Origin of the sequence: Vreelandella zhuhanensis (assembly GCF_009793355.1) — a bacterium.
GTDB classification, from domain to species: domain Bacteria; phylum Pseudomonadota; class Gammaproteobacteria; order Pseudomonadales; family Halomonadaceae; genus Vreelandella; species Vreelandella zhuhanensis.
Genome location: NZ_WTKP01000004.1, coordinates 43843 through 70286, shown reverse-complemented (window position 1 = coordinate 70286; position 26444 = coordinate 43843). Strand labels below are relative to the sequence as shown.

The window sequence follows — 26444 nt, the reverse complement described above, 5'->3', positions numbered from 1 at the left end:
TACCGTTCGTTCTAGCCGAGTGAGTCATGCCGTTACTGCAAAGCATAGTGCATCGCCTTGAGCCCAGCGCTGAAGGCGATCGTTTGAAACTCCACGCCGCGCCGCAGGCGCATCCCTCGAGTGCCGTGATGGATGACTTGATGGCGGCGGTCAGCGATGCCTACAACACCAAGCCCAAGGGCTGGGGTCGCTTCGTGGAAGGCGAGGGCGCGAGCCCGTTTTCCGGTTGGTTGGCCGCTTATCTGGCCGGTGACCAGGACTTTTCCCAGCTCAGCCATGAGATCGGCGAGCGGCTGTGCCGGGTGCTTGAAGAGCGTCTTGCCGTGGGGGGTTATCTGATATTCGGCCATGCACGCCAAGGCGAAACCGAAACCCTGAGCCTGGCGCTTGTGCACCAGCGCCACGGTATCGGTATCGACGACAGCCACACGGCGGTGCCCGCCGCACAGCTCAATCTCGGCCAGCTGACCCTGGCGGCACGCATCAACCTGACGCAATGGCAAAACGCGGCCCCTGAGGCCCAGTATGTGTCGTTTCTCAAGGATCGTGGCGGCAAGAAACTCGCCGAGGCGATGGCCGAGCTTCTGGGAATGGAAGAAGGTATCGATGCGCCCAGCGAAACCCGCACCTTGCTCAAGGCCTTCAGCGACTACGTGGAGCAGGAAGACTTCGACGACGCGGCCAGCCGTGAAAAAACCGACGCCCTGGTAGGCTATGCCGATGAGCAGTTGCGCCGTGGCGAGCCGATCACTCTTGAAGAGCTTTCCGGGCTGGTCGACGAGCAAAAGCCCAAGGCGTTTTTTGATCACATCCGTAATGCCGACTATGGTTTGGCAGAGGAGATCCCGCCCGACAAGCGTACGTTGAACCAGTTTCGGCGTTTTACAGGGCGCGCCGGCGGCGTCTCGATCAGCTTCGATTCGCACTTGCTAGGCTCAAGCATCGAGTATGACGAAGCGCAGGATCGGCTGATCATCAAGAAGGTTCCAACCCAGTTGCGTGATCAGCTTAAACGGCGTTGATCGAGCCGTGCTGATATGAATGTAAACCATCCAGCAGGAGGTTTGTCCTCAGAGGGCTTGCTCTACAAAGAACAACAAGATCATCTTGGGCCACGCCTCGGCGTGGCAGGATAAGGAGTAAGAGGCCATGCAACGTCTGTATTTTCTGATCCCCGACAAGGAAACCACGTCCAATATCGCCAATGAGCTCAATGCCATGGGCTTGACCAAGGACCACTTGCATGTTCTGGGCAAGGATTGGAGACCGCTGGAAAAGGAAGGCGTGCCGACTGCCACGCTTATCCAGACCACCGATGTCGCCAATGCGTCTAAGCGCGGCCTGGTGATAGGGGGGGCGATAGGCGCGGTATTGGGTCTTGTCATCCATTACATACTCGAAGGCACCAACTTGGTCTGGATGCTGGTGGGCATGACGATTTTCGGCGCGCTGTTCGGGGTCTGGACCAGTACGATGCTGGGTGTTTCGGTGCATGACGTCAAGATCAGCGAGTTCGAGAAACCCATCAAGGGCGGCGCCATGCTGATGATGGCGGATGTTCCCGATGACCGCGAAGGTGACTATCGAGCGGTGATTCGCCGCCATCATCCCGAAGTGGTGATCGATAAAGTGACTTCCCGAGAAAAGAAAGCGCACTTGGGCCAGGGCCGCTGACCCAGGCTTGCTGGTCCAAGAATCCTACCCCAATGGAGATCCGATAGATGCTTGATGCCATTCAGCAGTTTTTCCAGCGTAGCTTGGCCGAGCCGGAAAGTGCCTTCACACTGGAACTGGCCTCCGCCGCGCTTCTCTGCGAGGTGATGCGCGCCGACCATCAGGTCAGTGAGGCGGAGCTTTCCACCCTGAGGCACCTGCTTCGAGAGCGTTATCATCTTGGCGACACGGCGGTGGACGAGCTGATGGAGCTGGCGCGACAGGAAGTCGAAGACGCCGTGGATCATTATCAGTTCGTCAGCCTGATCAAGGAGCATTACGGCTATGAACAGCGTGTGGAACTGGTCAGGTTGATGTGGCAGCTGGCCTGGGCCGACGGCAAGGTCGACTCGCTGGAGGAGCACCGTATCCGTCGCCTGGCGGATCTGTTGCATGTCGGGCACAGTGATTTCATCCGTACCAAGCTGAGCGTGGAAGAAGAACGTCAGTCGACGTGAGTCACCACCGCCCGGCGTGGGTCGATGTGCCAGGCCACGCCCACCCGGTGGCTGTGCTCAAGCTCAGCGATAACCTGGCCGCCCAGCAGCAAGATGATGGCGCCTACCTCCAGGCTGAGTAATACCACGATCAAGGTCGCCAACGAGCCGTAGACGGCATTGACGAATGACACCTGGGCAAAGTAGAAAATCAACAACAGGCGCACGCCTTCCCACAACAACGCTGCGACGAACCCTCCCACCACCGCACGGTGTAGCGAGATGCGTACCACCGGCAACACCTTGTAAATGCCGCTGAACAGCACGAAAACACCGACAAAACTGAGCAGGTTAAGCAGCGATACCGAGAGGCCCGCCAAGGGCAGGCCATGGCCGAAGATCACCAGTAACAGTTCATTGATGGCGCTTGTCGCCGAGACCAGCAGTGTCAGGCTGAGAATTCCGCTGCCCAGCACCAGCATGAAAGCGTAAGGCAGTAGCGCCGATACCCAGGCACTGCGCCGGATGGGGTTGTCGGGTTGGTGGAAGATGATCCCCATGGCATCTTCGAGCATGCGAAAGGCGAAGGAGCTGAACACCAGCAGTACCACGATCCCGAAGTTTCCGATGGCCTCGCGAGAATCGAGCAGGGCGCGCACTGCATCGATCAGGATATCGCCATGTGCCGGTGTCAGGTGCTGCGCCTGGATCGCGATCACGCCGAGCAGCTGTTGTTCGTCGACGATATGGGTCAGCAGTACACCGAGAAGCGCCAGAAGGGGCACTATTGAAAGCATCACGTTGTAGCCCACGCCACCGGCGAGCAAAATGCCGCGGTTACGCACAAAGGCGCACAGCACACGCCAGGTAAAATGCGCCAGCTGAGGCAAGAGGGTCGTGCTCCAAAAGCGGGTGTGCTGCATGGGGACTCATCTGTTTGCGCGCGGGCTCGCTACCAGTGTCCCCTCTGGGCTGGATCCTGTCTACAGCTCTTTCTCGACTCTAGGGCGTGTCTTCCTCCACCTGGGTTTGTTCCGTCAGCAGGATATCCATCAGGCGATTGAGCTTGCCTTGAAAGCCTCTGCCCGGCGACGGCGGGTGGGGGTTCGAGGTGATGACAACCGTCAAGTCGCGTGATGGCACCACATACAGCGCCTGGCCACCGAATCCACGCCCGTAGTAGACCAATTCATCGGCGATCCGGGTGCTGAACCAGCCGTAGCCGTAACCATGCCCGGTCCATTTCGAGGTGCCGCGCGACTTCCAGGAGGTCTCGACCCAGCCTTCCGGTAGTACTCTTTGGTCATCGACGCGGCCATTGTTGCGATAAAGCTCACCGATCTGGATCAGCGCCAGCGGGGAAAGCCGCATGTTGTTACCGCCGAAATAGATGCCTTGAGGGTCGCGCGGCCAGGCGGGAATCCTGATATCCAGCGGCTCGCCCAGCAAGCGCCTTGCAAGCGCCAGGGTGGATTCACCACTGGCTTGGGTCAGGGAGACGGAAAGCAGGTGGCTGGAGCCGGTGGAGTAGAGCATGATGCCGCCGGGCTCGTCTTCGAAAGGACGGCTGAGTACATACGCCACCCAATTGCGGCTGGCGACCCAGGCGCTGTAATTGTCCCCGGAGGTGCGCTCGAGCCCCGCCTGCATCGAAAGAAGATGCCTCACGCTGATCTCCTCGACCTTGGGGTCGGCATCCGCCGGAACCAGAGAGCCGAGCAGATCGACCACCGGTTGTTCCACCGATTGGATGATGCCTTCTTCGATGGCGGCGCCCACCAGGGCGGCAAGCACGGTTTTGGAAAGCGACTTGATGTTGACGGGCTGGTCGACAGTCGGCCCGCTCTGATGGTGCTCATGGATGATCTCACCCTGATGGGCGACCACGATGTTGTGAAGCGGCTCAAGACGCTGCGCTGCGGTGCTCATGGCAACCAGCGTGCTAACGCTTGGCGGTGCAGCCAAAACCTGGGTGCTGAACAGTAGTATCATCAAACCGGGTATTTGGCCCAGGCGAGCAAGGCGCATGACATCATTCCTTGATTGAGGGCACCCATGTTCGAGCTCTGCCAGGAGGCAAGGTTCCCCGCGGTGCGCACGCTCAAAAGAAAAGTGAAGAACCACTCAGGCCGCAGAGGCCGGAATTCAGGCAAGTTGCTGGAAGGGCTGTTAGGCTGAAAGCGTTGGCCGGTATTGCGCCAAGCCATCCCCTGTAGGCTAATAAAGCAAGGAGTTTCGCTATGCGTAATATTATCTACATCATCGGGTTGATCGTGGTTGTGTTGTTTATCCTTTCCCTGCTGGGATTGCGCTAGCGCTGGATAAAGACCTGATGAACTCCCACGGTCGCCACCAAGATGAAGTCCCGGCCGTGGGGCGCTTCATCGAGCGATTAAATAAGCGCCTGTTTGCCCTCAGGCACAATCAGCGGCGCCTTGGCCGAACATATCGAACATCAACTCACGGCCCAGATGGGTCAATACGAAGCGCTCGTGCTCGTTGTAGGTGGCGGCTTCGCTGCTTTCCAGCACTTGCTGGCAAGCTTTCCATTGGCGCGAAGCGGCACCTAAGGAGCTAAGCTCGCGTTGGTCCAGCCCGCGGTGAGGCAGAGTGATGCTTTCCAGCACATGGCCGTGGTCGTAAAGTAGTGCCGCCATGGTGGACAGGCATTGGCGAAGGCTGCGTTGCAGGTGGACGGTCGAAATATCGTAAGACATGGAGATGATCTCCTGGGGGAAGCCCCTGGTAAAAATAGGTTGCTGCGACGCATTATAAACCAAAGTCGTACTCAGACTAAAGTCGTTACTCTTGTATTTTTTCAGCCGCGCTCAACTCCTTTTGACCGGCATGCTAAGCTCGTTTTCGACGCAGCTATCAGCAAACAGGAAACCTCATGCATATCAGCGTATTCGGAACCGGCTATGTCGGCCTGGTAGCAGGCGCCTGTCTGGCAGAAGTGGGCCACCAGGTCGTCTGCATGGATGTCAATGCCGAGCGCATTGCCCAGCTGGAAACCGGCGAAGTGCCTATCTTCGAGCCCGGCCTGAGCAGTATCGTGGCGCACAATGTAGCGGCCGGCAGGCTGCGCTTCACCTCGGATGCCGCCACCGCCGTCAATGAAGGCGAGCTTTTGTTCATCGCCGTGGGAACGCCCTCGGATGAAGACGGCAGCGCCGATTTACGCTACGTGCTTGAGGTTGCCCGCACGATTGGCGAGCACATGCAGGGCTACAAACTGGTGATCGACAAGTCCACCGTGCCGGTGGGTACCGCGGAAAAAGTCACCGCCAAGATTACCGCGGCGCTGGAAGCACGCGGCGCCAACCACGCCTTCAATGTATGTTCGAATCCTGAATTCATGAAAGAAGGCGCGGCGATCGACGACTTCACGCGCGGTGCACGAATTATCGTGGGTACCGAGAGTGAAGGGGTCAAGCAGCGCATGCGCGAATGCTATGCCCCCTACAACCGCAACCACGACAAGCTGATGTTCATGAGCGTGCGCGCCGCGGAGCTGACCAAGTACGCCGCCAATGCCATGCTCGCCACCAAGATCAGTTTCATGAATGAAATCGCCAACCTGGCGGAACGCCTGGAGGTGGATGTAGAAGACGTGCGCCGCGGTATCGGCAGCGACCCGCGCATCGGTTATCACTTCATCTACCCCGGTTGCGGTTACGGCGGCTCCTGCTTTCCCAAGGATGTGCAGGCGTTGGAACGCACCGCCCACCAATACGGCTACACGCCGCAATTGCTCAGTGCCGTGGAAGCGGTCAATCAACGTCAGAAGCACACCCTCTACACCAAGCTTGAAAGCGCCTTGGGTGAGCTGGAAGGCAAGACCATCGCCGTCTGGGGGCTGGCCTTCAAGCCCGATACCGATGACATGCGTGAAGCGCCCAGCCGCACCCTGATGGAAGCGCTATGGCAAGCCGGTGCCAGGGTACAAGCCTTCGACCCGGAAGCCATGGCAGAGTGTCGCCGCCTCTACGGCGAGCGCGATGATCTGGTGCTCGTCGGTGATCGCATTCAGGCGGTAAAAGGCGCCGATGCTCTGGTTATCTGTACGGAATGGAAGGAATTTCGCAGCGTGGATTTCGCCTGGCTCAGCGAACAACTCAAGGCAAAAGTGATCGTGGACGGTCGCAACCTCTACACCCCGGAAGCCGTACAAGGAGCCGGAATGCGCTATCTAGGTGTAGGGCGCAGCAGTACGGAAGGATAGGCCTTTTACGCTTCGCATTTTTCCCCGAACTTGCGGTATCTGTCGAAAATTCTTCCACGAAGAAAGTGGCAGGGTTGTCGTGCGTCCTGTGAAAGGTAACTGCTACGCTGAAAGTGTCTACACAAAAGGAGCTTCGGTGATGGGTGATAATGCCGTCACGCCTGGAACTGGAACCGCGCTGTTCGAGGATGCGCGTTCGCGACTGGAAGACGTGTTCGATGCGCTGGCCCTACATCCTGATGCTCGGGAGCGGCTGATGCAGCCGAGCCTTGCGTTGCAAGTTAGCGTCCCGGTGCGCATGGATGACGGCAGCCTGAAAGTGTTTCCCGGTTGGCGAGTACAGTACGACACCAGTCTGGGACCGGCCAAAGGCGGAGTCCGCTTTCATCCCCAGGTGTGCCAGCAGGAAGTGACCACCCTGAGTTTCTGGATGGCGATCAAGTGCGCCGTGGTCGGGCTGCCCTATGGCGGCGGCAAGGGCGGCGTGCAAGTGGACCCCAAGGCGCTTTCGCTGTTGGAGCTTGAACGTCTAGCGCGGGGTTACGTGCGCGCCATTGCCGATGTGATGGGACCTGACCGGGACATTCCCGCGCCGGACGTGAATACCAATGCCACGGTGATGGGCTGGATGGCGGATGAATACGCGCACATCGTGCGTGCTCAGGCGCCTGCGGCGGTTACCGGTAAACCTATTTCGCTGGGAGGCTCGCGTGGCCGGGTAGCTGCGACAGGTTGCGGTGCGTTGCAGGTGCTCAATCTATGGGTCGAGCGTAAAAAGCGCCGTCCGCAAGATATCCGTATAGCTGTTCAGGGTTTCGGCAATGCGGCGTATCACTTTGCTCGGCTGGCCCATGCCGAAGGCTACAAGGTGGTGGCAGTGTCGGACTCCCGCGCGGCGATCTACGCCGAGCAAGGCCTGGACCCGAATGAGGTCAAGGCAGCCAAGGCGCGTAACGGCAAGGTGAGTGATGCCTCCAATGTCGAGATCTTTCCTCCCGATACCTTGTTGACCCTGGACGTGGACGTGCTGGCATTGGGAGCTCTAGAAAATCAGATTCACTGCGATAACGTGGATGAAGTACGGGCGGGCCTGATACTCGAAATTGCCAACGGCCCCTTGACCAGCGCTGCCGATGCAACCCTGGCCAAGCGCGGCATTCCAGTGCTGCCGGATGTGCTGGCCAACACCGGCGGGGTGATCGTGAGTTATTTCGAGTGGGTGCAGAATCGCACCGGCGACCATTGGTTGGAAACGGACGTGCATAACCGCATGACATTGCGCTTGCAGCAGGCCGCCACCCTAGTGCTGGATCGAGCGGAGAAAGAGGTCATTACCTACCGTCAAGCGGCCTATCACCAAGGTATCGAACGTATCAGCGAGGCGATCATGGCACGCGGCAACTGCCAGGAGTGCCAGTAAATCCGTCGCTGTCATTTTTCGGCACCGCTGTTATATCACGCTTGGCCTTGGATGTTGTCGCGGATTAATTCAAGGAGTAAAGGACAGCCCGAGATGCCGATGGTATCTCGGGCGAAATTGATGCATGCCGATAGACGAGGTGATCAGACAGGTCAAAAAGCATGAGTGTGTAATTTTCGCTGTCTAGTTTTGCTATGATCAACGCTTGTCACACCTTGTCATACGTCTTGATGAATGCACATAACAGGATAAAAATTGCATCTCAATCAGGCGAAAGATGACGCTGATCGGTAGCAGGAGAACCATTATGATGACTGAGCCGGCTTCCCTTTCATCCTTGCCGTCCTCGCCGGAGGCGAACCTGGATGTTGCTTATAAAGCATTGGAAAAACGCTTTGAGCAATTCTATGTGGCGGTGGAACAAAGCCCCACCGCCACAGCCATTACCGATGCCGAGGGTGTCATCGAATTCGTTAACCAGCGTTTTAGCACCATCACCGGCTACAGTCGTGAGGAACTGGTGGGCAAGACGCCGGCAGTGATTCAGTCCGGCATGACCCCGCATATGGTTTATCAAGATATGTGGAAAACGCTGAGAGCCGGGGATGTATGGCAAGGAGAGCTGCTTAATCGGCGCAAGAATGGCGAGCTTTATTGGGACTCGGAAATCATTACCCCGGTCAAGAATGCCGAGGGCGAGATCGTCAACTTTGTCGCGGTAAAGGAAGACATCACCTTGCGTCGCCAGCAAGAAAGCGAACTGCGATTATTGGCGACGGTGTTCGAAACGGGCCAGGCCACGCTGATTGCCAATGCGGATATGGTGATCGAGCGTGTTAACCAGGCCTTTACCGATATTACCGGCTATCACAGTGAAGAAGTGGTCGGGAGAACTCCCAAGTTGTTCAAGTCCGGGCGGCATGATAAAAGCTTTTATCAGCGAATGTGGATGGCTTTGCGAGAGACCGGGCATTGGCAAGGAGAGATCTGGAACCGCAATAAGTACGGGAATATTTATCCCTTATGGCAATCGATCACCGCGGTGATGGATGCTGAGAACAGTGTGCGTAATTATGTCTCGGTATTTCATGATATCGATGAGCGAAAGTCTCTTGAGCGCGAACTGGAAGACCAGGCGACACGCGATCACTTGACCGGCGCCTACAATCGTCGGGCCTTTGATCGTGTTGTAAGCGAGCACGTTGCCCAAGTGGCCCACTCCGATGAGACGTTTGTTTTGTTGATTTTTGATATCGACCACTTCAAGAGCGTCAATGATACCCATGGTCACGAGATGGGGGATGAGATACTCAAGCAGCTGGTCGTATGCATCAAGGGCTGCCTGCGAGACAGTGATGTTCTGGCGCGTTGGGGCGGTGAGGAATTTACCGTCTTGCTGCGCGGTACCGGCTTGGAGGGCGGTGAGATATTTGCCGAGCGCATCCGGCGGCGCGTGGCCAATCGCTCCTTCTCCGGGCATGACATCACCATCAGCATCGGTATTGCTGAACACTGGCCCGGTGAGCATCAGGATAGGCTACTGGTGCGTGCAGATAAGGCTCTCTACCAAGCCAAGCATCAAGGCCGCAATCAGGTGGTGGCATGTCGGAAACCGTTAAGCTGTGAGGAAAGTTAACATCACTTGTCTCAGCCGGCACATGGCATGGATATGGGCAATAGGGAGAGTTAACGTTTATGTGCCAACTTTTACACCTAAGTAATGACAGTGGCTCTTATTCCAAGAAAAGGCGAGAGCCGCCGTTGGCCATGCCTTGCCTGCATGAGCTGGCTTCCGCCAGTGTGTTCTGCCATGCCAATGAAGCAATTATTCTCACGGATGAAGAAAATCATGTGCTTGATGTTAACCCTGCCTTTACCGAGTTGACTGGGTTCACGCTTGAGGAGGTGCTAGGTAAACCCTTGGAAAAATTCAGCATATTGCCGCTGGAGATCGCTCAAACCGCCCGGGTGATGCAAAAGGAGATACAGTTGCATGATCGCACCAAGGGGCAGGTGAGTTACAAGAATCGTGAGGGACACGTATATCCGGGCATGATGTCGATCAATCGGGTGCGCGATAAGAAGGGCGATATTCGCCACCATGTCATTGTGCTGGTGGATCTTTCCGCGATTCCCTCTCATGCCTGGCATTTGAGCCGCGAAGTATTCTTCGATGCGCTGACCGGCTTGCCCAATCTACAATTGTTGACCCAACTGATTCAAAAATCCATGCAGCATGCGCAGGCTACCCAAAAGCCCATGGCGGTATGTTCACTGGATATCGATTTTTTCAAGAAGGTGAACGACCGTCTCGGAGCGAGCATGAGCGATTTATTGCTTTGCTCCTTTGCGCATCGTATCAGCCATCTTTTATTTGGTGACGACGCTCTGGCTCGTGTGGGTGGCGACGAATTTGTATTGTTGTTGCATAACGGGGTGGATGAAGCGTCCTTCCACAACATGCTGGAAGCCATTCGCCAACCATTGATGGTGGGGGGGCATTGCGTCAATCTGACAGCCAGCCTGGGAATAACCTTCTACCCCGATGATCACGTCCAGGGCGATGTGTTGTTGCGCCATGCCAACCAGGCCATGTATCGCGCCAAACAGCGAGGGCGCAATACATTCCATATTTTCGACCCGAGCCAGGATCGTCTTTTGCAGGTGCGTCATGAGCAGCGTCAACGCTTCATCGAGGCGTTGCGAAACGACGAACTATGCCTGTATTACCAGCCGCAGGTCGAGATGTGTAGCGGGCGGGTAGTGGGAGTGGAAGCCTTGATCCGGTGGCAGCATCCGCAAGAAGGGTTGCTGGCGCCGGGCATGTTCTTGCCGATTATCGAGGCCACACTGCTGGAAGTGGACTTGGGTGAATGGGTGCTGGAGCAAGCCATGTTGCAACAGGAGCGCTGGCAGGCGCAGGGGATTCATCTGCCCATCAACGTCAACATCAGCCCGACGCATTTGCTGGTCGAGGATTTTAGCAGCCGTATCCAGCAGCTGCTGGAGCGCCACGCAACGGTGCCTTCCGGTATGCTCAAACTGGAAGTGCTGGAAACCGCCGCCATGCACGACATTCAGGCCGCGTTAGCCACCATGGCGCGCTGTCAGGAATTGGACGTGAGTTTTGCGATTGATGATTTCGGCACCGGCTTTTCATCGTTGACTCACCTGCGCCAGCTGCCGGTCAACTTGATCAAGATCGACAAGAGCTTCGTGTGCGATATGTTGACCGATGAAGATGACATGGCAATCGTGGAAAGCGTGATCTATATGGCGAATCGCTTCAAACGGCCCATGCTCGCCGAAGGCGTGGAAACCCTGGAACATGCCAAGGCGTTGGTTGGACTGGGCTGTAGGCTGGCTCAGGGTTACGGTATCGCACGCCCGATGCCCGCTGACCAGCTCTCCCAATGGTTGAGAAGCTGGCCTCGGCGAGAAGGGTGGAATTCGCTGAACCGGCTGTAAGCGGGGTATTGCCATGGGCCGCTGCTTGACACCCCCCCCCACCACGAAGGTGGGGGAAATAGCGAAGATAACGTCGCGAAGAAAGCAGCTAAGCGAATCAGCCAAATACGGTAAACGTTTCGGCATTCAACCACAGGTGGACGAGGATACTGGCGACATACCCCAGCGCTATGATCGGTGCCCATTTCAAATGGCCCATGAAGGTATAAGAGCCACGCGCTTGGCCCATTACCGCGACGCCCGCCGCTGAACCGATCGATAGAAGGCTGCCGCCGACACCCGCCGTCAAGGTGATCAATAGCCAATGCCCATGAGACATGTCGGGTTCCATGGTGAGAACGGCGAACATCACCGGAATGTTATCGATCACCGCTGAAATGACGCCCAGTGCAACGTTGGCCCAGGTGGCATTCCAACCCGTGTACAGGGCTTCTGAAAGCAGGCCCAGGTAGCCCATGAAGCCCAGGCCACCGACACACATCACCACCCCGTAGAAGAACAGCAAGGTATCCCACTCGGCGCGTGCCACACGGTTGAAGACATCGAACGGCACCACGCTGCCGAGCTGCTCGAGCTTTTTATTATCGCCTCGGCGGCTGTAGCGTTCACGCTTGCGTTCCAGGGAGCGTGGCAAGCTGCGACGCAGGTAGTAACCGAAGAACTGAAGGTAGCCCAGACCGGTCATCATGCCGAGTACCGGCGGTAAGTGCAGGAAGACATGACACATGACCGCGGTAGCCACTGTCAGCAGGAAAAGCGCCACAATGCGGCGTGCCCCGCGCTTGAGCCACACATCTTCATAAACGCTTTTGGGCTTCTCGTTCTTGATGAAGACGCTCATCACCACCGCTGGAATCAGGAAATTGACCAGGGAGGGAACAAAAAGAACAAAGAATTCCTGAAACTCGACCATGCCGGCCTGCCACACCATCAGGGTGGTGATGTCTCCGAACGGACTGAAGGCACCGCCGGCATTGGCCGCCACCACGATATTCACACAAGACAGGTTGATAAACCGCTTGTCGCCTTCAGCCACCTTGGTGACCACCGCGCACATCAGCAGCGCCGTGGTCAGGTTGTCCGCAATCGGTGAGATCACGAAGGCCAGGCCGCCAGTCAGCCAAAACAGCGTGCGGTAGCTGAAACCCTTGCGTAGCATCCAGGAGCGCAGCGCATCAAATACTTTGCGCTCTTCCATGGCATTGATATAAGTCATTGCCACCAAAAGGAACAGCATCAGTTCGGTGAATTCGAGCAAGGTAACCCGGAACGCATATTCCGAGTCACTCGACATGCCATTCTGCACGTATACCCAGCCGATCAAGCCCCAGATAATACCGGCAGCAACCAGTACCGGCTTGGACTTACGCATATGGATTTTTTCTTCGACCATCACCAGCATGTAGGCGAGCACGAAAATGGCAATGGCAAAAAAGCCAATGCCGGTACTGGTCAGGTCAATGTCGCCGGTAACGGCGTAAGCGCCAGGGCTGAAAAACAGTAGTGTGAGAATGATAGGAATAGCGGGCATGGCAAGCCATGACCGCCGAGAACCTAGTCGGGGCCTGAAGGGGAAATTACTCAAAGTGAGCATGGCGTTGAGCTTCCTAAAGTATGGGTTTGTAGGGGGAGGAAAAGTCGGCGTTATTCTAACAGGCCATATTGCGCTGCAATATGGAAAAAATCCGAAAGGAAATAAGCCATAACCCCCTGATTCCGTCTTTTTTTAGTAATTAAAACGTATTGATAATTGTAGTTTTTTCTTTGACAGGGTTCTGTTATGCCTGAAAGATAGTCAGACAGAGATTAATCGAGTGGCTGAAAAAACGGGGAAAATAGGATTTTAGAAAGATAGAATTTAAGGCACAAAAAAAGCACCCGTAGGTGCTTGATTTGTCGACATGTTTGGTGGAGGCGGCGGGAATTGAACCCGCGTCCGCCAGCACTCGCCCATTGGCTCTACATGCTTAGATTACGTCATTTATTTTAACGCTACCGGCTCCGACGATCAGGATCCGGTAACGCGAGCCTTCTTAAGGTTTAGCAATTGGCGCGAAGACACCACCAACTGCGATCCCATTATTTTTAGCTCGTATCCCGTCCGTGCTGAATGGGCACAGCACTTCGGGGCCGGACAAGAAGCTAACAGCTATTAAGCTGCCAGCGCGCCCTGAGCGTAGTTGTCGTCGTTTGCGACTATTTGTCGTGATGTTGGATTTACGAGATACATCACGCTCTCGGCATGCACCGCAGGGGTTGTCACCGGCGTCGAAACCATGTCGCCCCCTTAATCAAGCGCCATTCTAACGCGCTTGTACTACATTGACCAGCGATGCTGTATTAGGTTCCGCATGCTGCGACATTTTTGTCGACTCCCGGACATTTCTCTACTTTTTCCCCGGGAGTGCCGTTTCCTGCAAAGATAGACCCGTCATGCCTTGTTTTGTTCCCGCATGATACGTCCTTTTTGACGTGTCCAGTCGCGATCTTTCTCCGTGGCACGTTTGTCGTGCAGCTTCTTGCCGGTGACCAGCGCCAGGTCGCATTTTACCTTGTTGCGCTTCCAGAACAGTTTGAGCGGCACGCAGGTATGCCCCTTATCCTGGGTGATCGAAAAGAGCTTGGCAATTTCCTTTTTATGCAACAGAAGCTTACGCGTACGGGTAGGGTCAGCGAGTTCATGGGTGCTGGCAGTATTCAGCGGCATGATATGACAGCCCAGCAGCCAGGCCTCGCCATTACGAATCAGAATATAGGTATCGGTCAATTGTGCCTTGCCGGCACGCAGGCTTTTGACTTCCCAGCCCGCCAGAACCAATCCCGCTTCGAATGTCTCGTCGATATGATATTCAAAGCGCGCTTTCTTGTTCTGGGCAATGACGCCGGTGCCGGTACCCTTGTTTTTACCTTTCTTTGTGGCCATGGAACCTCATGTTTGCTCTGTCGATTGCCTATCCTTGGTTGAATAGGAAGGCGTGATACCATTCAAGGCCTGGAAAATAATTCCCATGATACGCCTTGGGCACTGTGAAGTCAGCGGAGAGGTCAATGCCAACCGTCAATCGTTCCGCCTTGGTGCGGCACACCCCCAAACAAATGTTCGAATTGGTTAATGACTTCGAGCATTATCCAGAGTTCCTGCCCGGCTGTCGGCGAGCGCGTTTGCTTGAACGCGACGAGACACACCTGATAGGGGAAATGACCCTGGGACGCGCGGGCGTCGAACAGACCATCACTACACGCAATGACCTGGAGTCGCCCGAGCGAATCGAAATGACGCTGGTCAAAGGCCCTTTCAAGCATCTGAAAGGTCATTGGCGGTTCATGCCGATGGGTGAGGGCGTGTGCAAGATCAGCCTGGAGATGGAGTTCGAGTTTTCCAACCGTTTGCTAGGCATGGCATTCGGCAAGATTTTTCAGCAGATCGCCGGACAGTTGGTCGACGCTTTTCATCAACGGGCCGATGAGCTGTATGGCCGCTGAACTGCGCGTGGAAGTCGCTTTTGCGCTGCCTCACAAGCAACGGATCGTCGCCTTGCGCGTGATGGAAGGCACCACCGCTCGCGAGGCGGTGGCCCTTGCACAGTTGCCGCAATTTTTCCCGGAACTGCCGGTGGAAACATTCACCCAGGCAACCCTGGGAATTTTCGGCAAGGCGCTGCGCGATCCTGATGCGCATCAATTGCGTGAGGGTGAACGCGTTGAGGTGTATCGACCTCTGTTGATTGACCCTAAACAGGCCCGCCTGGCACGCGCACGGCGCCAGGCGACTGTTTACTCTTCGTCGGGAACATAGATCGGCACTGCTTCTGGGTCAGGTGCTGTGCGTGGTGTCTCCGGCAAGGGGTCATCCAGAACGCCAGGTTGTCTCGCAGGGGCGCGATCTTCAGCCGTGGGAAGCTCGAGATCTCCGGCAAAGTCTCCTTCGCGCTGAATTTGCTCCAGGCGGCCGTCCTCACCGAATACCAGGGTGACACGACGCTGCTCCACACCCTCATAAGCTTTGTCGAGTCGAAAGACATAGTCCCATTCGTTGGCCTCGAAAGGGGCCTGCAGCAGGGGGCTACCCATGAGGTAGGTGACTTGGTCCTGGGTCATGCCGGGCTGTAATTGGCTGACCATCTCTTGGGTCACCAGGTTGCCTTGAGGTAAATCCCGCTTGTATACCCCTAAGTAGCTACAGCCTGTGGTTATCAGCACAGTGGCGGAAAGGGCAACGGAAAGCGTTACGATTCTAGTCAACTTTTGCATTTGGGCCTGTTCTTCACTATCGTGGTTTCGGTCGATCATACCCGACCTAACCTGTCACTGCGAAGAGCAACCATGGCCCATCAGAACCATGAATTACGCAAAGCCGGGCTGAAAGTCACCCTGCCGCGCGTCAAGATCCTGCAAATCCTCGAGAATGCTTCTGGCCAGCACCATCTGAGTGCTGAAGAAGTATATAAAACACTCATCGATACGGGTGAAGACGTAGGTCTTGCAACCGTTTACCGGGTGCTGACTCAGTTCGAGTCGGCGGGACTGGTGATTCGTCATAATTTCGATGGCGGTCACGCGGTCTTCGAAATGACCCAGGAAGACCATCACGACCATATGGTGTGCCTGGAAAGTGGGCAGATCATCGAGTTCGTGGACCCCATCATCGAGCGCCGTCAGCAGGAAATTGCCGAAGAACATGGCTACGAACTGGTCGACCATGCGCTGGTACTGTATGTGCGTCCGCGAGGCTCCAATGTGACTCGCCAGGACAGCGGGCCGGTTAACAAGAAGTAATCAACCGAAAGTAAATGGATTCATTTGCTTGGCAAGCGCCCTGGCAGGCCCTGACCTGCCAGGGCGCTTGTGGTGTCGATGTTTCAGGCCAAGTAAGTCAGACCAAGTAATTAGTGAGGTGCCCGCTGGCTGGCGTGGAGCATTTCGCGGGCGTGAGCCAAGGTCTGTTCGGAAAGCGTGACCCCGCCCAGCATGCGCGCCAATTCACTGATCCGCCCCCCTTCATCGAGCACCGCCATGCGCGTAAGCGTCGTGTCGCGCTTGGCCTGTTTCTCGATATGTACATGCTGGTGGGCCTGAGCCGCGACCTGCGGCAAGTGAGTGACGGTCATCACTTGGCCGGTATCGCCTAGTCGACGCAACAGCTTGCCGACGATTTCCGCCGTGGCCCCCGAAACGCCTACATCGACTTCATCGAATACCAAGCTGGGAATGGTCGAATGCGTGGCGGCTACCACCTGAATGGCCAGGCTCAGGCGTGAAAGTTCACCCCCAGAGGCAACTTTTGCCAGTGGGCGTGCCGGCTGGCCGGGGTTGGCGCTGATAAGAAACTGAACGTGATCCATGCCCATGGCGCAGGCGGAGTCGCGTTGGCTGACCGCGACCTCGAAGCGGGCCTTGTCCATGGCTAGAAACGCGAGTTGCTGCTGAACATCCTTGCCGAAACGCTTTGCGGCCTGCTGGCGCGCTGTACTGACCTTTTTGGCCTGGGCGCGCCAATGCTCGCGTAACGCGGCAATTTCAGCGCCCAATGCTTCCAGGTCTTGTTCACCGCTATCGAGTTGATGGTATTCCGTCTTTAGCTGAGCGTGCAGCGCACAGAGTTCTTCCGGCGCCACATGATGCTTGCGTGCGACGCGATGAATATCGCCAAGCCGCTCTTCCACCCAGGCCAGGCGTTCGGGGTCGAGCTCGGTAGCGGCGGCCAGTTGGTTAAGCTCGCTGGTGGCCTCCTCCACCTGAATGCGGGCATCACGCAGCATGGCGAGGGTATTGGCCAGCGTGCCCTTGTCGGCGCCGGGCAAGGCACTTAAATGCGTGAAGGCCTGGTTAAGCAGAAATAGCGCGCCGCCTTCTTCGCCGGCACAGCAATCCGCGGCAAGCTGCGTTTCGCGTAAGCTCTCTTCGGCATGCGCCAAGGTGTGCTGCTCTTCTTCAAGTAGGTCCAATTCACCGCTTGCCAGGGCCAGTTGATCGAGTTCTTCGACCTGATAGCGCAGTAGCTGACGTTTGGCTTCCAGCTCACCGTCGTCCTGAGTGAGGCGTTTGAGCCTTCGCCGCGCAGCTTGCCATTGACGGTAGGTTTCGGTGAGTTGGTCAACGTCCTTGCCCAAACCTGCGTAGTCGTCGAGCAGTGTCAGGTGGGTATCTTCACGTAACAACGCCTGATGCGCGTGCTGGCCATGTACCTGGACCAAGCATTCGCCGAGTGCCTTGAGGTCGCTGATAGTGGCGGGCTGGCCGTTGATCCAGGCCTTCGAGCGGCCATTGGCGGTTACCGCACGGCGCAGCAGGCAATCATCCGTGGGCAGCTCGCGGGTTTCCAGCCATGCCTGTGCCGCAGGCAGATGAGCAATGTCAAAGCGTGCGCTGATATCCGTCCGGGGGCAGTCATGACGCACGCTGCCGGCATCGGCGCGCTCACCCAGGCATAGCCCCAGGGCACCTAGCAGAATGGATTTTCCAGCGCCGGTTTCGCCGGTAATGGCCGTCATGCCGCTCATGAAGTCGAGTTCAAGGCAGTCGACGATGGCGTAATCCTGAATGGCAAGCTGCGTGAGCATGTTTCCTCCTGGCACCGAGACTGATAAGAGCAGCTGGATAGGTATACATGAATTGTTGATTTATACAGTAGCCGAAAAGTCGCTGCAACGCCCTCTTGACTTCAAGCGCATGGCCCCCATATAGCCCCGCACACGATAATTTCTAGACAGTTGCTCGCGATGCCAGGGTTCATGTCGGCACGGTATCACTCAAATTTTCAGGAGACTCGCATGGCTAAAGATCCACAGACCCCCCTTGATGAAGAGCTGAAGCGGCGCGATGAAAAGCCGGAAACGCCCGAACAGGAAGCCGAAGAGCGCCTGGTGGAAGGGGAACTTGAAGGCTTGATTGAAGATGAAGAGCCGCTGGTGGAGCCAGCCTCGGGCAGCGAAGCGGAAGCCGATGTGTTGGCGGCCCGTGTGCAAGAGCTGGAACAGAGTCTGGAACAGGCCAATGACCAGGTCTTGCGTGCCGCTGCCGAGGCTCAGAACGTACGTCGACGTGCCGAACAGGAAGCCGAAAAAGTGCGCAAGTTCGCCTTGGAGCGCTTCGTGAAAGAACTATTGCCGGTGGTCGATAGCCTGGAAAAAGCCTTGGAATCCATGGGCGAGGATGCTTCCGAAGTTCACCGCGAAGGCGTGGCGATGACGCTGAAGATGCAGCTGGACGTACTGGGCAAGTTCGGCGTGGAAAGCATCGAGCCGCAAGGTGAACCGTTCGACCCCCAGGTGCATGAAGCCATAGCCATGGTGCCTAACCCTGAGCTTGAGCCCAATACTGTGATGGAAGTGATGCAGAAGGGCTATCTGCTCAATGGACGCCTGGTTCGTCCTGCCATGGTAGTGGTCAGCCAGAAGGCCGGTTAAGTCGCAGGGCAGATGCTCAATCGGTAAAAAAGCCCTTGAAAAGCTGCCGGCGGCCCCCAAATAGAGGGGCAACCCGCGGTAAATGCCGCACTTAACATCTTCGTATTTTTTGTCACAACTAATTTTGAGGTTTTCGCTATGGGACGCATCATTGGTATCGACCTGGGCACCACTAACTCCTGTGTTGCTGTGCTTGACGGCGACAGCGCCAAGGTCATTGAAAACGCTGAAGGCGGTCGCACGACGCCTTCCATCATTGCTTACACCGATGAGGGTGAAATCCTGGTGGGCCAGGCGGCCAAGCGCCAGGCGGTCACCAATCCGGAAAATACCCTCTACGCCATCAAGCGTCTGATCGGCCGTCGCTTCAAGGATGACGTGGTTCAGAAAGACATCCAGATGGTGCCTTACACCATCACTGAGGCCGACAACGGTGATGCCTGGGTGCAGGTGAAAGACAAGAAGATGGCGCCGCCGCAGGTCAGTGCCGAAGTGCTGAAGAAAATGAAGAAGACCGCGGAAGACTACCTGGGTGAAACCGTCACCGAAGCTGTCATTACTGTTCCGGCCTACTTCAACGACAGCCAGCGTCAGGCGACCAAGGATGCTGGGCGCATCGCCGGTCTGGACGTCAAGCGCATCATCAACGAGCCAACTGCAGCCGCTCTGGCCTATGGCATGGACAAATCGCGTGGCGACAAGACCATCGCGGTCTATGACCTGGGGGGTGGTACCTTCGATATTTCCATCATCGAAGTGGCCGATGTCGACGGCGAAACTCAGTTCGAAGTGCTGGCCACCAACGGAGACACTTTCCTGGGTGGTGAAGACTTCGACCTGGCGTTGATCAACTATCTGGTCGACCAGTTCAAGGCGGATAGCGGTATCAATCTGTCCGGCGACAACCTGGCCATGCAACGTCTGAAAGAAGCTGCAGAAAAAGCCAAGATCGAGCTTTCCAGCGCCCAGCAGACCGACGTCAATCTGCCGTACATCACGGCTGACAACACCGGTCCGAAGCACCTCAACGTCAAGGTGACCCGCGCCAAGCTGGAAGCCCTGGTCGAAGAGCTGGTTCAGCGCTCACTCGAGCCGTGCAAGATGGCGCTCAAGGATTCCGGCCTTTCCGCTTCCGAGATCGACGAAGTGATTCTGGTCGGCGGCCAGACGCGCATGCCGATGGTGCAGAAGAAGGCGGCTGAATTCTTCGGCAAGGAAGCGCGCAAAGACGTCAACCCGGACGAAGCCGTGGCGGTGGGTGCCGCCATTCAAGGTGGCGTATTGGGCGGCGACGTGAAAGACGTACTGCTACTTGACGTCACACCGCTGACCCTGGGTATCGAAACCATGGGCGGCGTGATGACACCGCTGATTGAAAAGAACACCACCATCCCGACCAAGAAGACCCAAACCTTCTCGACCGCGGATGACAACCAGACGGCCGTGACCATTCACGTCCTGCAGGGTGAGCGCAAGCAGTCCACCGGCAACAAGTCACTGGGTCGCTTCGACCTGGCCGACATTCCGCCGGCGCCGCGTGGCGTGCCGCAGATCGAGGTTGCCTTCGACTTGGATGCCAACGGTATTCTTAACGTCTCGGCGAAAGACAAGGCCACCAACAAGGAACAGTCCATCGTCATCAAGGCGTCCAGCGGCCTGACCGATGAAGAAATCGATCAGATGGTACGTGATGCCGAAGCGCATGCCGACGAGGACAAGAAATTCGAAGAGTTGGTGCAGCTGCGTAACCAGGCCGATGGCATGATTCATGCCACGCGCAAGACGTTGGAAGAAGCCGGTGACAAGGCCTCGGATGACGAGAAGCAGGCGATCGAAACTGCGATTACCGAGCTTGAAGAAGTGATCAAGGGGGATGACCGCGAGGTGATCCAGACCAAAGTCGACGCCTTGACCGAAGCCTCGGGCAAGCTGGCGCAGAAGCTCTATGCCGAGCAAGCCGATGCCGCCCAGCAAGAAGGCGGTGAAAGCGAAGCCAAGCCGGAAGAAGACGTGGTTGACGCTGAGTACGAAGAAGTCAACGACGACAAGAAAAAGCAGTAACCACTCTTTCTGCTTCTGCCAAGGAATGCGGTGACGCGGGGGCCAACCCCCGCGTTGCTGTATCCGTGGTCAAGACTCTTTGCTTAAACCAGGAGGCGCAAAGGACCCATGTCCAAACGCGATTATTACGAAGTCCTGGGTGTGGAAAAAGGGGCCGATCAGAAAGAGATCAAGCAGGCCTATCGCCGACTGGCGCAAAAATTCCACCCTGACCGTAACCCCGAAGATAGTACTGCCGCCGAAAAATTTCGTGAGGTTTCCGAAGCCTACGAAGTGCTTAGCGACAACGAAAAACGGGCTGCTTATGACCAGTTCGGTCATGCAGGCGTTGATGGCCAGGGCGGCGGTGGCGGCTTCGGTGGAGGTGGCGCCGGCGACTTCAGCGATATCTTCGGCGATGTGTTCGGCGATATCTTCGGTGGAGGTGGCGGAGGCCGTCGGCGCGGGCCCAATGCCCCAGCCCGCGGTTCGGACCTGCGCTACAATCTGGAGCTTGACCTGGAAAGCGCGGTATCCGGGACCACAGTGGATATCCGAGTGCCGCGTCATGTGGCATGTGACCGCTGCGATGGAAATGGCGCCGAGCCGGGTTCCAGCGTGGAAACCTGCCCGACCTGTGCCGGGCATGGCCAGGTGCGCATGCAGCAAGGCTTCTTTGCCGTCCAGCAGACGTGCCCGACCTGTCATGGCAGCGGCCAACACATCAAGGTGCCGTGCCACAAGTGTAATGGCGAAGGCCGTGTGCGCGAGACACGCACCCTGTCGGTCAAGATTCCGCCCGGCGTGGATACCGGCGACAGGATTCGCCTGAACGCCGAAGGTGAAGCGGGAATCAACGGTGGCCCACCCGGGGATCTGTATGTCCAGGTGGCCATCAAGCCGCACCATATCTTCCAGCGGGAAGGGCGTCATCTGCACTGCGAGGTGCCGATCAACTTCGTTGACGCGGCGCTGGGCGGCGAGCTGGAAGTGCCAACCCTGGACGGTCGGTTGAAGCTGAAGATTCCGCCCGAGACCCAGACAGGCAGGCTGTTCCGCTTGCGTGGCAAGGGTGTCAAGCCGGTACGAGGCGGCCCGCCTGGAGACCTGCTGTGCAAGGTGGTGGTGGAAACTCCGGTCAAGCTCAATGAAGAGCAGAAAGACCTGCTGCGCCGGTTCCAGGAAAGCCTGGAGAGCAGCACCAGCAAGCACAGCCATTCGCCTAAGAAGAGCGGTTTCTTCGACAGCGTGAAGAAGTTCTTCGAAGAGATGAAACCGTAACAGGCAATGTGCTTTGCATGTTGAACAAGCCCCGGCCTTCGCAAGAAGTCGGGGTTTTTTAATGACTTTAGCTCAGTCCGGCTCGTGGCCAAGCGTCTCGGCCAGGCGGGGGAAATAGGGCCTGATCTCGGCATAAAGCGTTTCAGCATCGTTGGCGTGGCGCCGCGAGAAATGAAAGGGTACTAGCTGGCCGACACCTGCGGCGGTGGCTATTTCGCCGCAGGCGCGAGCGGTCAGGTGGCCGGTACGCTTGGCCTGGTCGGCTTCATCTTCACGAAAGGGCGCCTCGCAGAATAGCACATGAGCATTTCTAGCCAGGGTAATCAAACGCTTGCGGTTATCTTCGGTGTCGCCCAGGTCGGTGGCGTACACCAACCGTTTAGCTGGCTCGGTAAACAGCAAGGCTTGGGACAGCGCTTCTATCGGTGCAGTCTCGCCATTGGGCAGGGTCATCCGGGTATCGCTGTTGCCTGCTCGAACGTGGTGCTTGAGTTCGCCCAGCCAAGGCCCCGGTGCCAAGCCATGGGCTTCAAGTCGCTCTTTGCGCACTTTTAGCTGGGTTTGGGGTTCGAAAGCGAACGCCAGCACTGGCGTGCCGTGATCGAGCGTCGTGGCGCGTACCCGAAACTCGCGTTCTTCGAGCAATACGCCATCTCGGGCCGGGCGGGCGGGAAGTGCTGTCAGCGCTTGACCGGCGGTCAACAAATAACGCTTGAGGGTGTCCCCATGAAGTTCCTGGATTTCAAAGCGTGGCGCCCTGTCGGCCACCCTGTCCCAAAGTACCCCGCGCACCAGCCCGGCCAAGTGCTCGGCAAGGCCGGGCGGGCCGTAAAATCGGCAGGCGGGAAAGTCCCCAATTCGCGAGCGCAGTAGCCAGAGAAAACCGCCAATGTGATCGATATGCGCATGGCTGATAAACACATCGCTCACTTGGTGGGCGAGGCGCGATGTCAAGCGGCCAGGGTCGCCCAGATCGAAAAGCAGGCTGCGCTTTTGGTGCCGTATGCGTAAATGCAGCAAAGGGTCACCGTAAGCCCCGTTCATCAACGTTGCTATGCAGTCATTGAGACGCACCGTCGGACGCGGCCCGCTTTGCGCGTCGAGTGGGGGGAGCACCATGGCCGGCTCAATAGTCGACGCTGGCTGAGGTGTCCGGTAAGGTCGAGCGGTGCCTAGCTGGCCATTGCGACGGCGTTGCGCATCGCGGACCACTAGGGTGCGGGGAGGCTGCTCAAGGGCTGGGGTTAGAAAGTGCAGCCTGCCGTCCCGAAGCTCAATGACCTCGCCCAGGGCCAGTGTATTGCCTTGGGCATCGAGTAAGCCGAGCTGTCGGCCACGCCAGGCATCGGTGGCGCTGCGCGGGGGTGGTGTGCCGATCACGGCCAGGTGCGAAAGCTCGATACTCTGCTCGGTGGCGTCGGACAGATAAGCGTCCCAGGCCTGGGTGCGGCGTTGAGTGCGCAATTGCTTGCCCGGATGCTGCGCCTGGGGGTCGGGGGTGAGTGTCAATTGCTCGATGACCAGAGCGCGATATTCCTGGCTGAGTGTATCGGGAGCATCACTGGGTTTCAGCTTGACCAAGGTATCGATGTGCCCCGCACTGACAAGTGCCGGCAGCAGTTCGGCGCCACCAATGCCTCGTGCTACACCGGGTGCGTCGACGATCAAGGGAGCTTCGGCCAAGGAGGCACAGAGGTGGCGCAGTGCCTCGATCAACGGCAACCGGAAGCGCGAAGCGTCGAGTGTCGCCAAGGCTGCCATTTTCTTGAGCTGCCAGTCACCTGCGCCATGTTCATCCTGCTGCCATTTTCCCAGGCACAGCGCTCCGGGCGGGCCGAAACCGGGCAGGCCGGGGTCGGCGCTCAGGCAGTAGCAAGGTAGGTTCTGATCGACGAGGCTGGCTGCGGCAGCTCGGGCAAGGGTGGTCTTGCCGCTGCCGGAAGGGCCGGTCAATAACACTCGCGAGTGTCGCTTCAGCCGTAGAACTAGAGGGTGGTCTGTCGAAAGAGGACCAGGGATTGGCTGCATGGCGGCTCCTTGTGTCGGCTTGCCGGGGGTATCTCCAGTGTGGTTGATTCGGTTGTGCTTGCCCAGCCGCCTGCTGCCCGAGAAGGGGGTGGCTCTGGTATACTCACCGCCATTGTCGATGTCATTGAACTTTGCAGGAGTCCGCATGAGCCGTCACACCCCTCGTATCGCCATTGTCGGTGTCGCCGGCCGCATGGGCCGCACCTTGGTAAACGCTGTTGAACAAGAGGCTGGTGCCACCTTGGCTGGCGGTATTGTCGAGCCGGGAAGTTCGCTTGTCGGGACGGATATCGGTGAGCTGGCCGGACAGGGCAAGCTGGGCGTGACGGCGGTGGATTCGTTGGCCGCGATCGTCGATGACTTCGACGTGTTGATCGACTTCACCGCTCCCCAGGTGACACTTGCCAACTTGGCGTTTTGTGCCGATCACGGCAAACGCATGGTGATCGGCACCACCGGCATGAACGATGCCGAGCTTGCCCAACTGGACGGCTATCGTACCAAGTTGCCCATGGTATTCGCGCCCAACATGAGCGTGGGGGTCAACTTGACGCTTAAGCTATTGGAAACCGCTGCCAAGGCACTGGGCGACGAAGGCTACGATATCGAAGTGATCGAAGCCCACCATCGCCACAAGGTGGATGCACCTTCGGGTACCGCGCTCAAGATGGGAGAAGTAGTGGCTGAATCCCTGGGGCGTAGCCTCGATGAACACGGAGTATTCACTCGCGAAGGGCAGTGCGGGCCGCGCACCGATAAGGAAATCGGCTTTGCCACGGTGCGGGCCGGCGATATCGTGGGGGAGCATACGGTGATGTTCGCGACAGAAGGCGAGCGCATCGAGATCACTCATAAGGCCAGTAGCCGCATGACATTCGCCAAAGGCGCAGTGCGTGCCGCGCGCTGGGTGGCGGACAAGGAAATCGGCCGTTACGACATGCAGGATGTGCTGGCATTGAACTGAGGCTCCTTGGGGGTAGTCGAGGGGTGCTAAATCCTGTAAAATTGCAAAAATTTTGGCCGGGTGCCTGAAGTAGAGAAGTCATAAAGCGACGCGCTTGTTGCGTTGGCCAACCCGAGCATCGAACAACAAGCGGGATGAAACCGATTTTTCCATCGGCTTTGTCCCGCTTTTTTACGACCCGAAATTCGTTGATCGTGGGTGCGAACGTTCGCATCCGCAGGATTGCCGAGCCTGCGCCCACGGGCTCCACCAGCATGGGAGGATCTTGTCTTGAACAAACCCGCATTGAACAAACCCGCGATACTGGCTCTGGAAGATGGCAGTGTATTTCATGGCACGGCCATCGGTGCCGATGGACAAACCAGCGGTGAGGTGGTGTTCAATACGGCCATGACCGGTTACCAGGAGATTCTGACCGACCCCTCCTATACCCGTCAGATCGTTACCCTTACCTACCCGCATATCGGTAACACCGGGGTTAACGCTGAAGACGTGGAGTCCGGCGGTATCGCTGCTGCCGGCCTGGTAATTCGTGACCTACCCTTGATCGCCAGCAATTTTCGCAGTGAACAGACTCTTTCCGATTACCTGAAAAGCCAGAACGTCCTGGGTATCGCCGATATCGATACTCGCCGCCTGACGCGGATTCTGCGCGACAAGGGGGCTCAGAAAGGGGCGATTCTGGCGGGGCCGGATGCTGAGGGTGAAGACGCTGTCGAGCGTGCGCTTGAAGCAGCCAAGGCGTTCCCGGGGCTCAAGGGGATGGATCTGGCCAAGGTGGTCTCCTGCCAGGCGCCTTACCAGTGGTCAGAAGGTGAATGGGATCTGGGTAGTGGCCATGCCGATGCCCCCCAAGGCGAGCATCCCTTCCATGTGGTGGCCTTCGATTACGGAATCAAGCGCAACATCATGCGCATGCTCGCGTCACGCGGTTGCCGCCTGAGTGTGGTGCCGGCGCAAACACCGGCCGCCGAGGTACTGGCGATGAACCCCGATGGGGTTTTCCTGGCCAATGGCCCGGGCGACCCGGAGCCCTGCGATTACGCCATCAAGGCGATCGAGCAGCTTCTGGAAACCGATATTCCCTTGTTCGGTATTTGTCTGGGCCATCAACTGCTGGCCCTGGCCAGTGGCGCCAAGACAGTGAAAATGAGCCATGGCCATCATGGCGCCAACCATCCGGTGCAAGACCTGGATACCGGCAAGGTAATGATCACCAGCCAGAACCACGGCTTCGCTGCCGATGAGTCGACGCTGCCCGCGACACTGCGCGCCACGCACCGTTCGCTGTTCGACGGCACCTTGCAGGGAATCGAGCGTACCGATCGCCCGGCCTTCAGTTTTCAAGGCCATCCGGAAGCCAGTCCTGGCCCGCGCGATGTCGCACCCTTGTTCGATCGTTTTGTCGCGATGATGCAGGCGCGTCGCTAACGCGAGCCCGAAATCCGTCGTCATTCGTCAC

At 57.5% G+C, this 26444-nt stretch carries 23 protein-coding genes and 1 other RNA gene; 15 read left to right on the top strand and 9 right to left on the bottom strand.

Features of this window, described 5'->3' with window-relative positions:
• Positions 1-26 precede the first annotated feature (26 nt).
• The 3 genes from yejK to GPM19_RS06500 all read left to right on the top strand — a co-directional run bounded on the left by yejK (position 27) and on the right by GPM19_RS06500 (position 2171).
• Positions 27-1022: a nucleoid-associated protein YejK gene (yejK, locus tag GPM19_RS06510; protein WP_160418125.1), complete on the top strand. Its 996-nt coding sequence runs from the start codon at positions 27-29 to the stop codon at positions 1020-1022.
• 127 nt (positions 1023-1149) lie between these two features.
• Positions 1150-1674 (top strand): DUF1269 domain-containing protein, encoded by a 525-nt coding sequence (locus tag GPM19_RS06505; RefSeq protein WP_160418123.1) that lies wholly within the window; start codon positions 1150-1152, stop codon positions 1672-1674.
• Between the two features lie 47 nt (positions 1675-1721).
• Positions 1722-2171: a tellurite resistance TerB family protein gene (locus tag GPM19_RS06500; RefSeq protein WP_160418121.1), complete on the top strand. Its 450-nt coding sequence runs from the start codon at positions 1722-1724 to the stop codon at positions 2169-2171.
• Here GPM19_RS06500 and GPM19_RS06495 read toward each other — a convergent pair.
• The 3 genes from GPM19_RS06495 to GPM19_RS06485 all read right to left on the bottom strand — a co-directional run bounded on the left by GPM19_RS06495 (position 2159) and on the right by GPM19_RS06485 (position 4867).
• Positions 2159-3073, bottom strand: coding sequence for a YihY/virulence factor BrkB family protein (locus tag GPM19_RS06495; protein WP_160418119.1), 915 nt, complete (start codon positions 3071-3073; stop codon positions 2159-2161). The two genes, GPM19_RS06500 and GPM19_RS06495, sit on opposite strands and share 13 nt — an antisense overlap.
• Before the next feature lie 79 nt (positions 3074-3152).
• The gene (locus GPM19_RS06490; protein ID WP_160418117.1) at positions 3153-4178 is read right to left on the bottom strand and encodes a serine hydrolase domain-containing protein; all 1026 of its coding nucleotides are present in this window, start codon (positions 4176-4178) and stop codon (positions 3153-3155) included.
• Between the two features lie 386 nt (positions 4179-4564).
• Positions 4565-4867, bottom strand: a complete 303-nt coding sequence (locus tag GPM19_RS06485) for a hypothetical protein (RefSeq protein ID WP_160418116.1) — start codon at positions 4865-4867, stop codon at positions 4565-4567.
• Positions 4868-5043: 176 nt separating this feature from the next.
• On the opposite strand from GPM19_RS06485, the gene GPM19_RS06480 reads away from it, so the two are divergent.
• From GPM19_RS06480 to GPM19_RS06465, 4 genes are all read left to right on the top strand, one after another.
• Complete coding sequence (locus tag GPM19_RS06480) at positions 5044-6375, top strand: UDP-glucose dehydrogenase family protein (RefSeq protein ID WP_160418114.1); 1332 nt, start codon at positions 5044-5046, stop codon at positions 6373-6375.
• Between the two features lie 139 nt (positions 6376-6514).
• The gene (locus GPM19_RS06475; RefSeq protein WP_160418112.1) at positions 6515-7795 is read left to right on the top strand and encodes a Glu/Leu/Phe/Val family dehydrogenase; all 1281 of its coding nucleotides are present in this window, start codon (positions 6515-6517) and stop codon (positions 7793-7795) included.
• Between the two features lie 307 nt (positions 7796-8102).
• The gene (locus tag GPM19_RS06470; protein WP_227842225.1) at positions 8103-9431 is read left to right on the top strand and encodes a sensor domain-containing diguanylate cyclase; all 1329 of its coding nucleotides are present in this window, start codon (positions 8103-8105) and stop codon (positions 9429-9431) included.
• A gap of 59 nt (positions 9432-9490) precedes the next feature.
• A complete protein-coding gene (locus tag GPM19_RS06465; protein WP_319928099.1) occupies positions 9491-11263 on the top strand; it encodes a putative bifunctional diguanylate cyclase/phosphodiesterase in 1773 nt (590 codons plus the stop codon).
• A gap of 97 nt (positions 11264-11360) precedes the next feature.
• Here GPM19_RS06465 and nhaD read toward each other — a convergent pair whose 3' ends face one another.
• The 3 genes from nhaD to smpB form a co-directional block, all read right to left on the bottom strand.
• On the bottom strand, positions 11361-12857 hold the full coding sequence (gene nhaD, locus GPM19_RS06460) for a sodium:proton antiporter NhaD (RefSeq protein WP_160418110.1): 1497 nt from the start codon (positions 12855-12857) through the stop codon (positions 11361-11363).
• Between the two features lie 312 nt (positions 12858-13169).
• Positions 13170-13550, bottom strand: a transfer-messenger RNA (tmRNA) gene (ssrA, locus tag GPM19_RS06455).
• A 144-nt stretch (positions 13551-13694) separates the two neighbouring features.
• Positions 13695-14186, bottom strand: coding sequence for an SsrA-binding protein SmpB (gene smpB, locus GPM19_RS06450; protein WP_160418108.1), 492 nt, complete (start codon positions 14184-14186; stop codon positions 13695-13697).
• 125 nt (positions 14187-14311) lie between these two features.
• On the opposite strand from smpB, the gene GPM19_RS06445 reads away from it, so the two are divergent.
• Both GPM19_RS06445 and GPM19_RS06440 read left to right on the top strand, forming a co-directional pair.
• Positions 14312-14746 carry a type II toxin-antitoxin system RatA family toxin gene (locus GPM19_RS06445; protein ID WP_160418106.1) on the top strand — a complete coding sequence of 145 codons (435 nt, stop codon included), beginning with the start codon at positions 14312-14314 and terminating at the stop codon, positions 14744-14746.
• On the top strand, positions 14736-15059 hold the full coding sequence (locus GPM19_RS06440; RefSeq protein ID WP_160418105.1) for an RnfH family protein: 324 nt from the start codon (positions 14736-14738) through the stop codon (positions 15057-15059). The genes GPM19_RS06445 and GPM19_RS06440 overlap by 11 nt, the downstream gene beginning before the upstream one ends.
• On the opposite strand, the gene bamE is transcribed toward GPM19_RS06440, so the two are convergent.
• Positions 15038-15514: an outer membrane protein assembly factor BamE gene (gene bamE / locus GPM19_RS06435; RefSeq protein ID WP_160418103.1), complete on the bottom strand. Its 477-nt coding sequence runs from the start codon at positions 15512-15514 to the stop codon at positions 15038-15040. The genes GPM19_RS06440 and bamE overlap by 22 nt on opposite strands.
• A 72-nt stretch (positions 15515-15586) precedes the next feature.
• Between bamE and fur the strand changes: the two genes are divergently transcribed.
• Entirely contained in the window at positions 15587-16039 is a 453-nt protein-coding gene (fur, locus tag GPM19_RS06430; RefSeq protein WP_160418101.1) for a ferric iron uptake transcriptional regulator, read from the top strand.
• Positions 16040-16149: 110 nt separating this feature from the next.
• Here the strand turns inward: fur and recN are convergent, their stop codons facing one another.
• Entirely contained in the window at positions 16150-17823 is a 1674-nt protein-coding gene (recN, locus tag GPM19_RS06425; protein ID WP_160418100.1) for a DNA repair protein RecN, read from the bottom strand.
• Positions 17824-18033: 210 nt separating this feature from the next.
• Between recN and grpE the strand changes: the two genes are divergently transcribed.
• The 3 genes from grpE to dnaJ all read left to right on the top strand — a co-directional run bounded on the left by grpE (position 18034) and on the right by dnaJ (position 21990).
• Entirely contained in the window at positions 18034-18669 is a 636-nt protein-coding gene (gene grpE / locus GPM19_RS06420; RefSeq protein ID WP_160418098.1) for a nucleotide exchange factor GrpE, read from the top strand.
• A gap of 138 nt (positions 18670-18807) precedes the next feature.
• A complete protein-coding gene (gene dnaK, locus GPM19_RS06415) occupies positions 18808-20730 on the top strand; it encodes a molecular chaperone DnaK (protein ID WP_160418096.1) in 1923 nt (640 codons plus the stop codon).
• Positions 20731-20838: 108 nt separating this feature from the next.
• Positions 20839-21990 (top strand): molecular chaperone DnaJ, encoded by a 1152-nt coding sequence (dnaJ, locus tag GPM19_RS06410; RefSeq protein WP_160418095.1) that lies wholly within the window; start codon positions 20839-20841, stop codon positions 21988-21990.
• A gap of 72 nt (positions 21991-22062) precedes the next feature.
• On the opposite strand, the gene GPM19_RS06405 is transcribed toward dnaJ, so the two are convergent.
• A complete protein-coding gene (locus GPM19_RS06405; RefSeq protein WP_160418093.1) occupies positions 22063-24165 on the bottom strand; it encodes an MBL fold metallo-hydrolase in 2103 nt (700 codons plus the stop codon).
• Between GPM19_RS06405 and dapB the strand changes: the two genes are divergently transcribed.
• Positions 24164-24982, top strand: a complete 819-nt coding sequence (gene dapB / locus GPM19_RS06400; RefSeq protein ID WP_160418091.1) for a 4-hydroxy-tetrahydrodipicolinate reductase — start codon at positions 24164-24166, stop codon at positions 24980-24982. The genes GPM19_RS06405 and dapB overlap by 2 nt on opposite strands.
• Positions 24983-25267: 285 nt before the next feature.
• Positions 25268-26413 carry a glutamine-hydrolyzing carbamoyl-phosphate synthase small subunit gene (gene carA / locus GPM19_RS06395; RefSeq protein ID WP_202114744.1) on the top strand — a complete coding sequence of 382 codons (1146 nt, stop codon included), beginning with the start codon at positions 25268-25270 and terminating at the stop codon, positions 26411-26413.
• Positions 26414-26444 lie beyond the last annotated feature (31 nt).

What these genes read in the sequence shown, in the direction of transcription:
- grpE (WP_160418098.1), top strand. Translation starts at nt 18,034, where the DNA reads ATGGCTAAAGATCCACAGACCCCCCTTGATGAAGAGCTGAAGCGGCGC.
- smpB (WP_160418108.1), bottom strand. Translation starts at nt 14,186, where the DNA reads ATGGCCACAAAGAAAGGTAAAAACAAGGGTACCGGCACCGGCGTCATT.
- nhaD (WP_160418110.1), bottom strand. Translation starts at nt 12,857, where the DNA reads ATGCTCACTTTGAGTAATTTCCCCTTCAGGCCCCGACTAGGTTCTCGG.
- recN (WP_160418100.1), bottom strand. Translation starts at nt 17,823, where the DNA reads ATGCTCACGCAGCTTGCCATTCAGGATTACGCCATCGTCGACTGCCTT.
- yejK (WP_160418125.1), top strand. Translation starts at nt 27, where the DNA reads ATGCCGTTACTGCAAAGCATAGTGCATCGCCTTGAGCCCAGCGCTGAA.
- dnaJ (WP_160418095.1), top strand. Translation starts at nt 20,839, where the DNA reads ATGTCCAAACGCGATTATTACGAAGTCCTGGGTGTGGAAAAAGGGGCC.
- GPM19_RS06490 (WP_160418117.1), bottom strand. Translation starts at nt 4,178, where the DNA reads ATGCGCCTTGCTCGCCTGGGCCAAATACCCGGTTTGATGATACTACTG.
- GPM19_RS06440 (WP_160418105.1), top strand. Translation starts at nt 14,736, where the DNA reads ATGGCCGCTGAACTGCGCGTGGAAGTCGCTTTTGCGCTGCCTCACAAG.
- GPM19_RS06485 (WP_160418116.1), bottom strand. Translation starts at nt 4,867, where the DNA reads ATGTCTTACGATATTTCGACCGTCCACCTGCAACGCAGCCTTCGCCAA.
- dnaK (WP_160418096.1), top strand. Translation starts at nt 18,808, where the DNA reads ATGGGACGCATCATTGGTATCGACCTGGGCACCACTAACTCCTGTGTT.
- GPM19_RS06495 (WP_160418119.1), bottom strand. Translation starts at nt 3,073, where the DNA reads ATGCAGCACACCCGCTTTTGGAGCACGACCCTCTTGCCTCAGCTGGCG.
- GPM19_RS06480 (WP_160418114.1), top strand. Translation starts at nt 5,044, where the DNA reads ATGCATATCAGCGTATTCGGAACCGGCTATGTCGGCCTGGTAGCAGGC.
- bamE (WP_160418103.1), bottom strand. Translation starts at nt 15,514, where the DNA reads ATGCAAAAGTTGACTAGAATCGTAACGCTTTCCGTTGCCCTTTCCGCC.
- GPM19_RS06465 (WP_319928099.1), top strand. Translation starts at nt 9,491, where the DNA reads ATGTGCCAACTTTTACACCTAAGTAATGACAGTGGCTCTTATTCCAAG.
- GPM19_RS06470 (WP_227842225.1), top strand. Translation starts at nt 8,103, where the DNA reads ATGATGACTGAGCCGGCTTCCCTTTCATCCTTGCCGTCCTCGCCGGAG.
- GPM19_RS06405 (WP_160418093.1), bottom strand. Translation starts at nt 24,165, where the DNA reads ATGCGGACTCCTGCAAAGTTCAATGACATCGACAATGGCGGTGAGTAT.
- dapB (WP_160418091.1), top strand. Translation starts at nt 24,164, where the DNA reads ATGAGCCGTCACACCCCTCGTATCGCCATTGTCGGTGTCGCCGGCCGC.
- GPM19_RS06475 (WP_160418112.1), top strand. Translation starts at nt 6,515, where the DNA reads ATGGGTGATAATGCCGTCACGCCTGGAACTGGAACCGCGCTGTTCGAG.
- fur (WP_160418101.1), top strand. Translation starts at nt 15,587, where the DNA reads ATGGCCCATCAGAACCATGAATTACGCAAAGCCGGGCTGAAAGTCACC.
- GPM19_RS06505 (WP_160418123.1), top strand. Translation starts at nt 1,150, where the DNA reads ATGCAACGTCTGTATTTTCTGATCCCCGACAAGGAAACCACGTCCAAT.
- GPM19_RS06445 (WP_160418106.1), top strand. Translation starts at nt 14,312, where the DNA reads ATGCCAACCGTCAATCGTTCCGCCTTGGTGCGGCACACCCCCAAACAA.
- GPM19_RS06500 (WP_160418121.1), top strand. Translation starts at nt 1,722, where the DNA reads ATGCTTGATGCCATTCAGCAGTTTTTCCAGCGTAGCTTGGCCGAGCCG.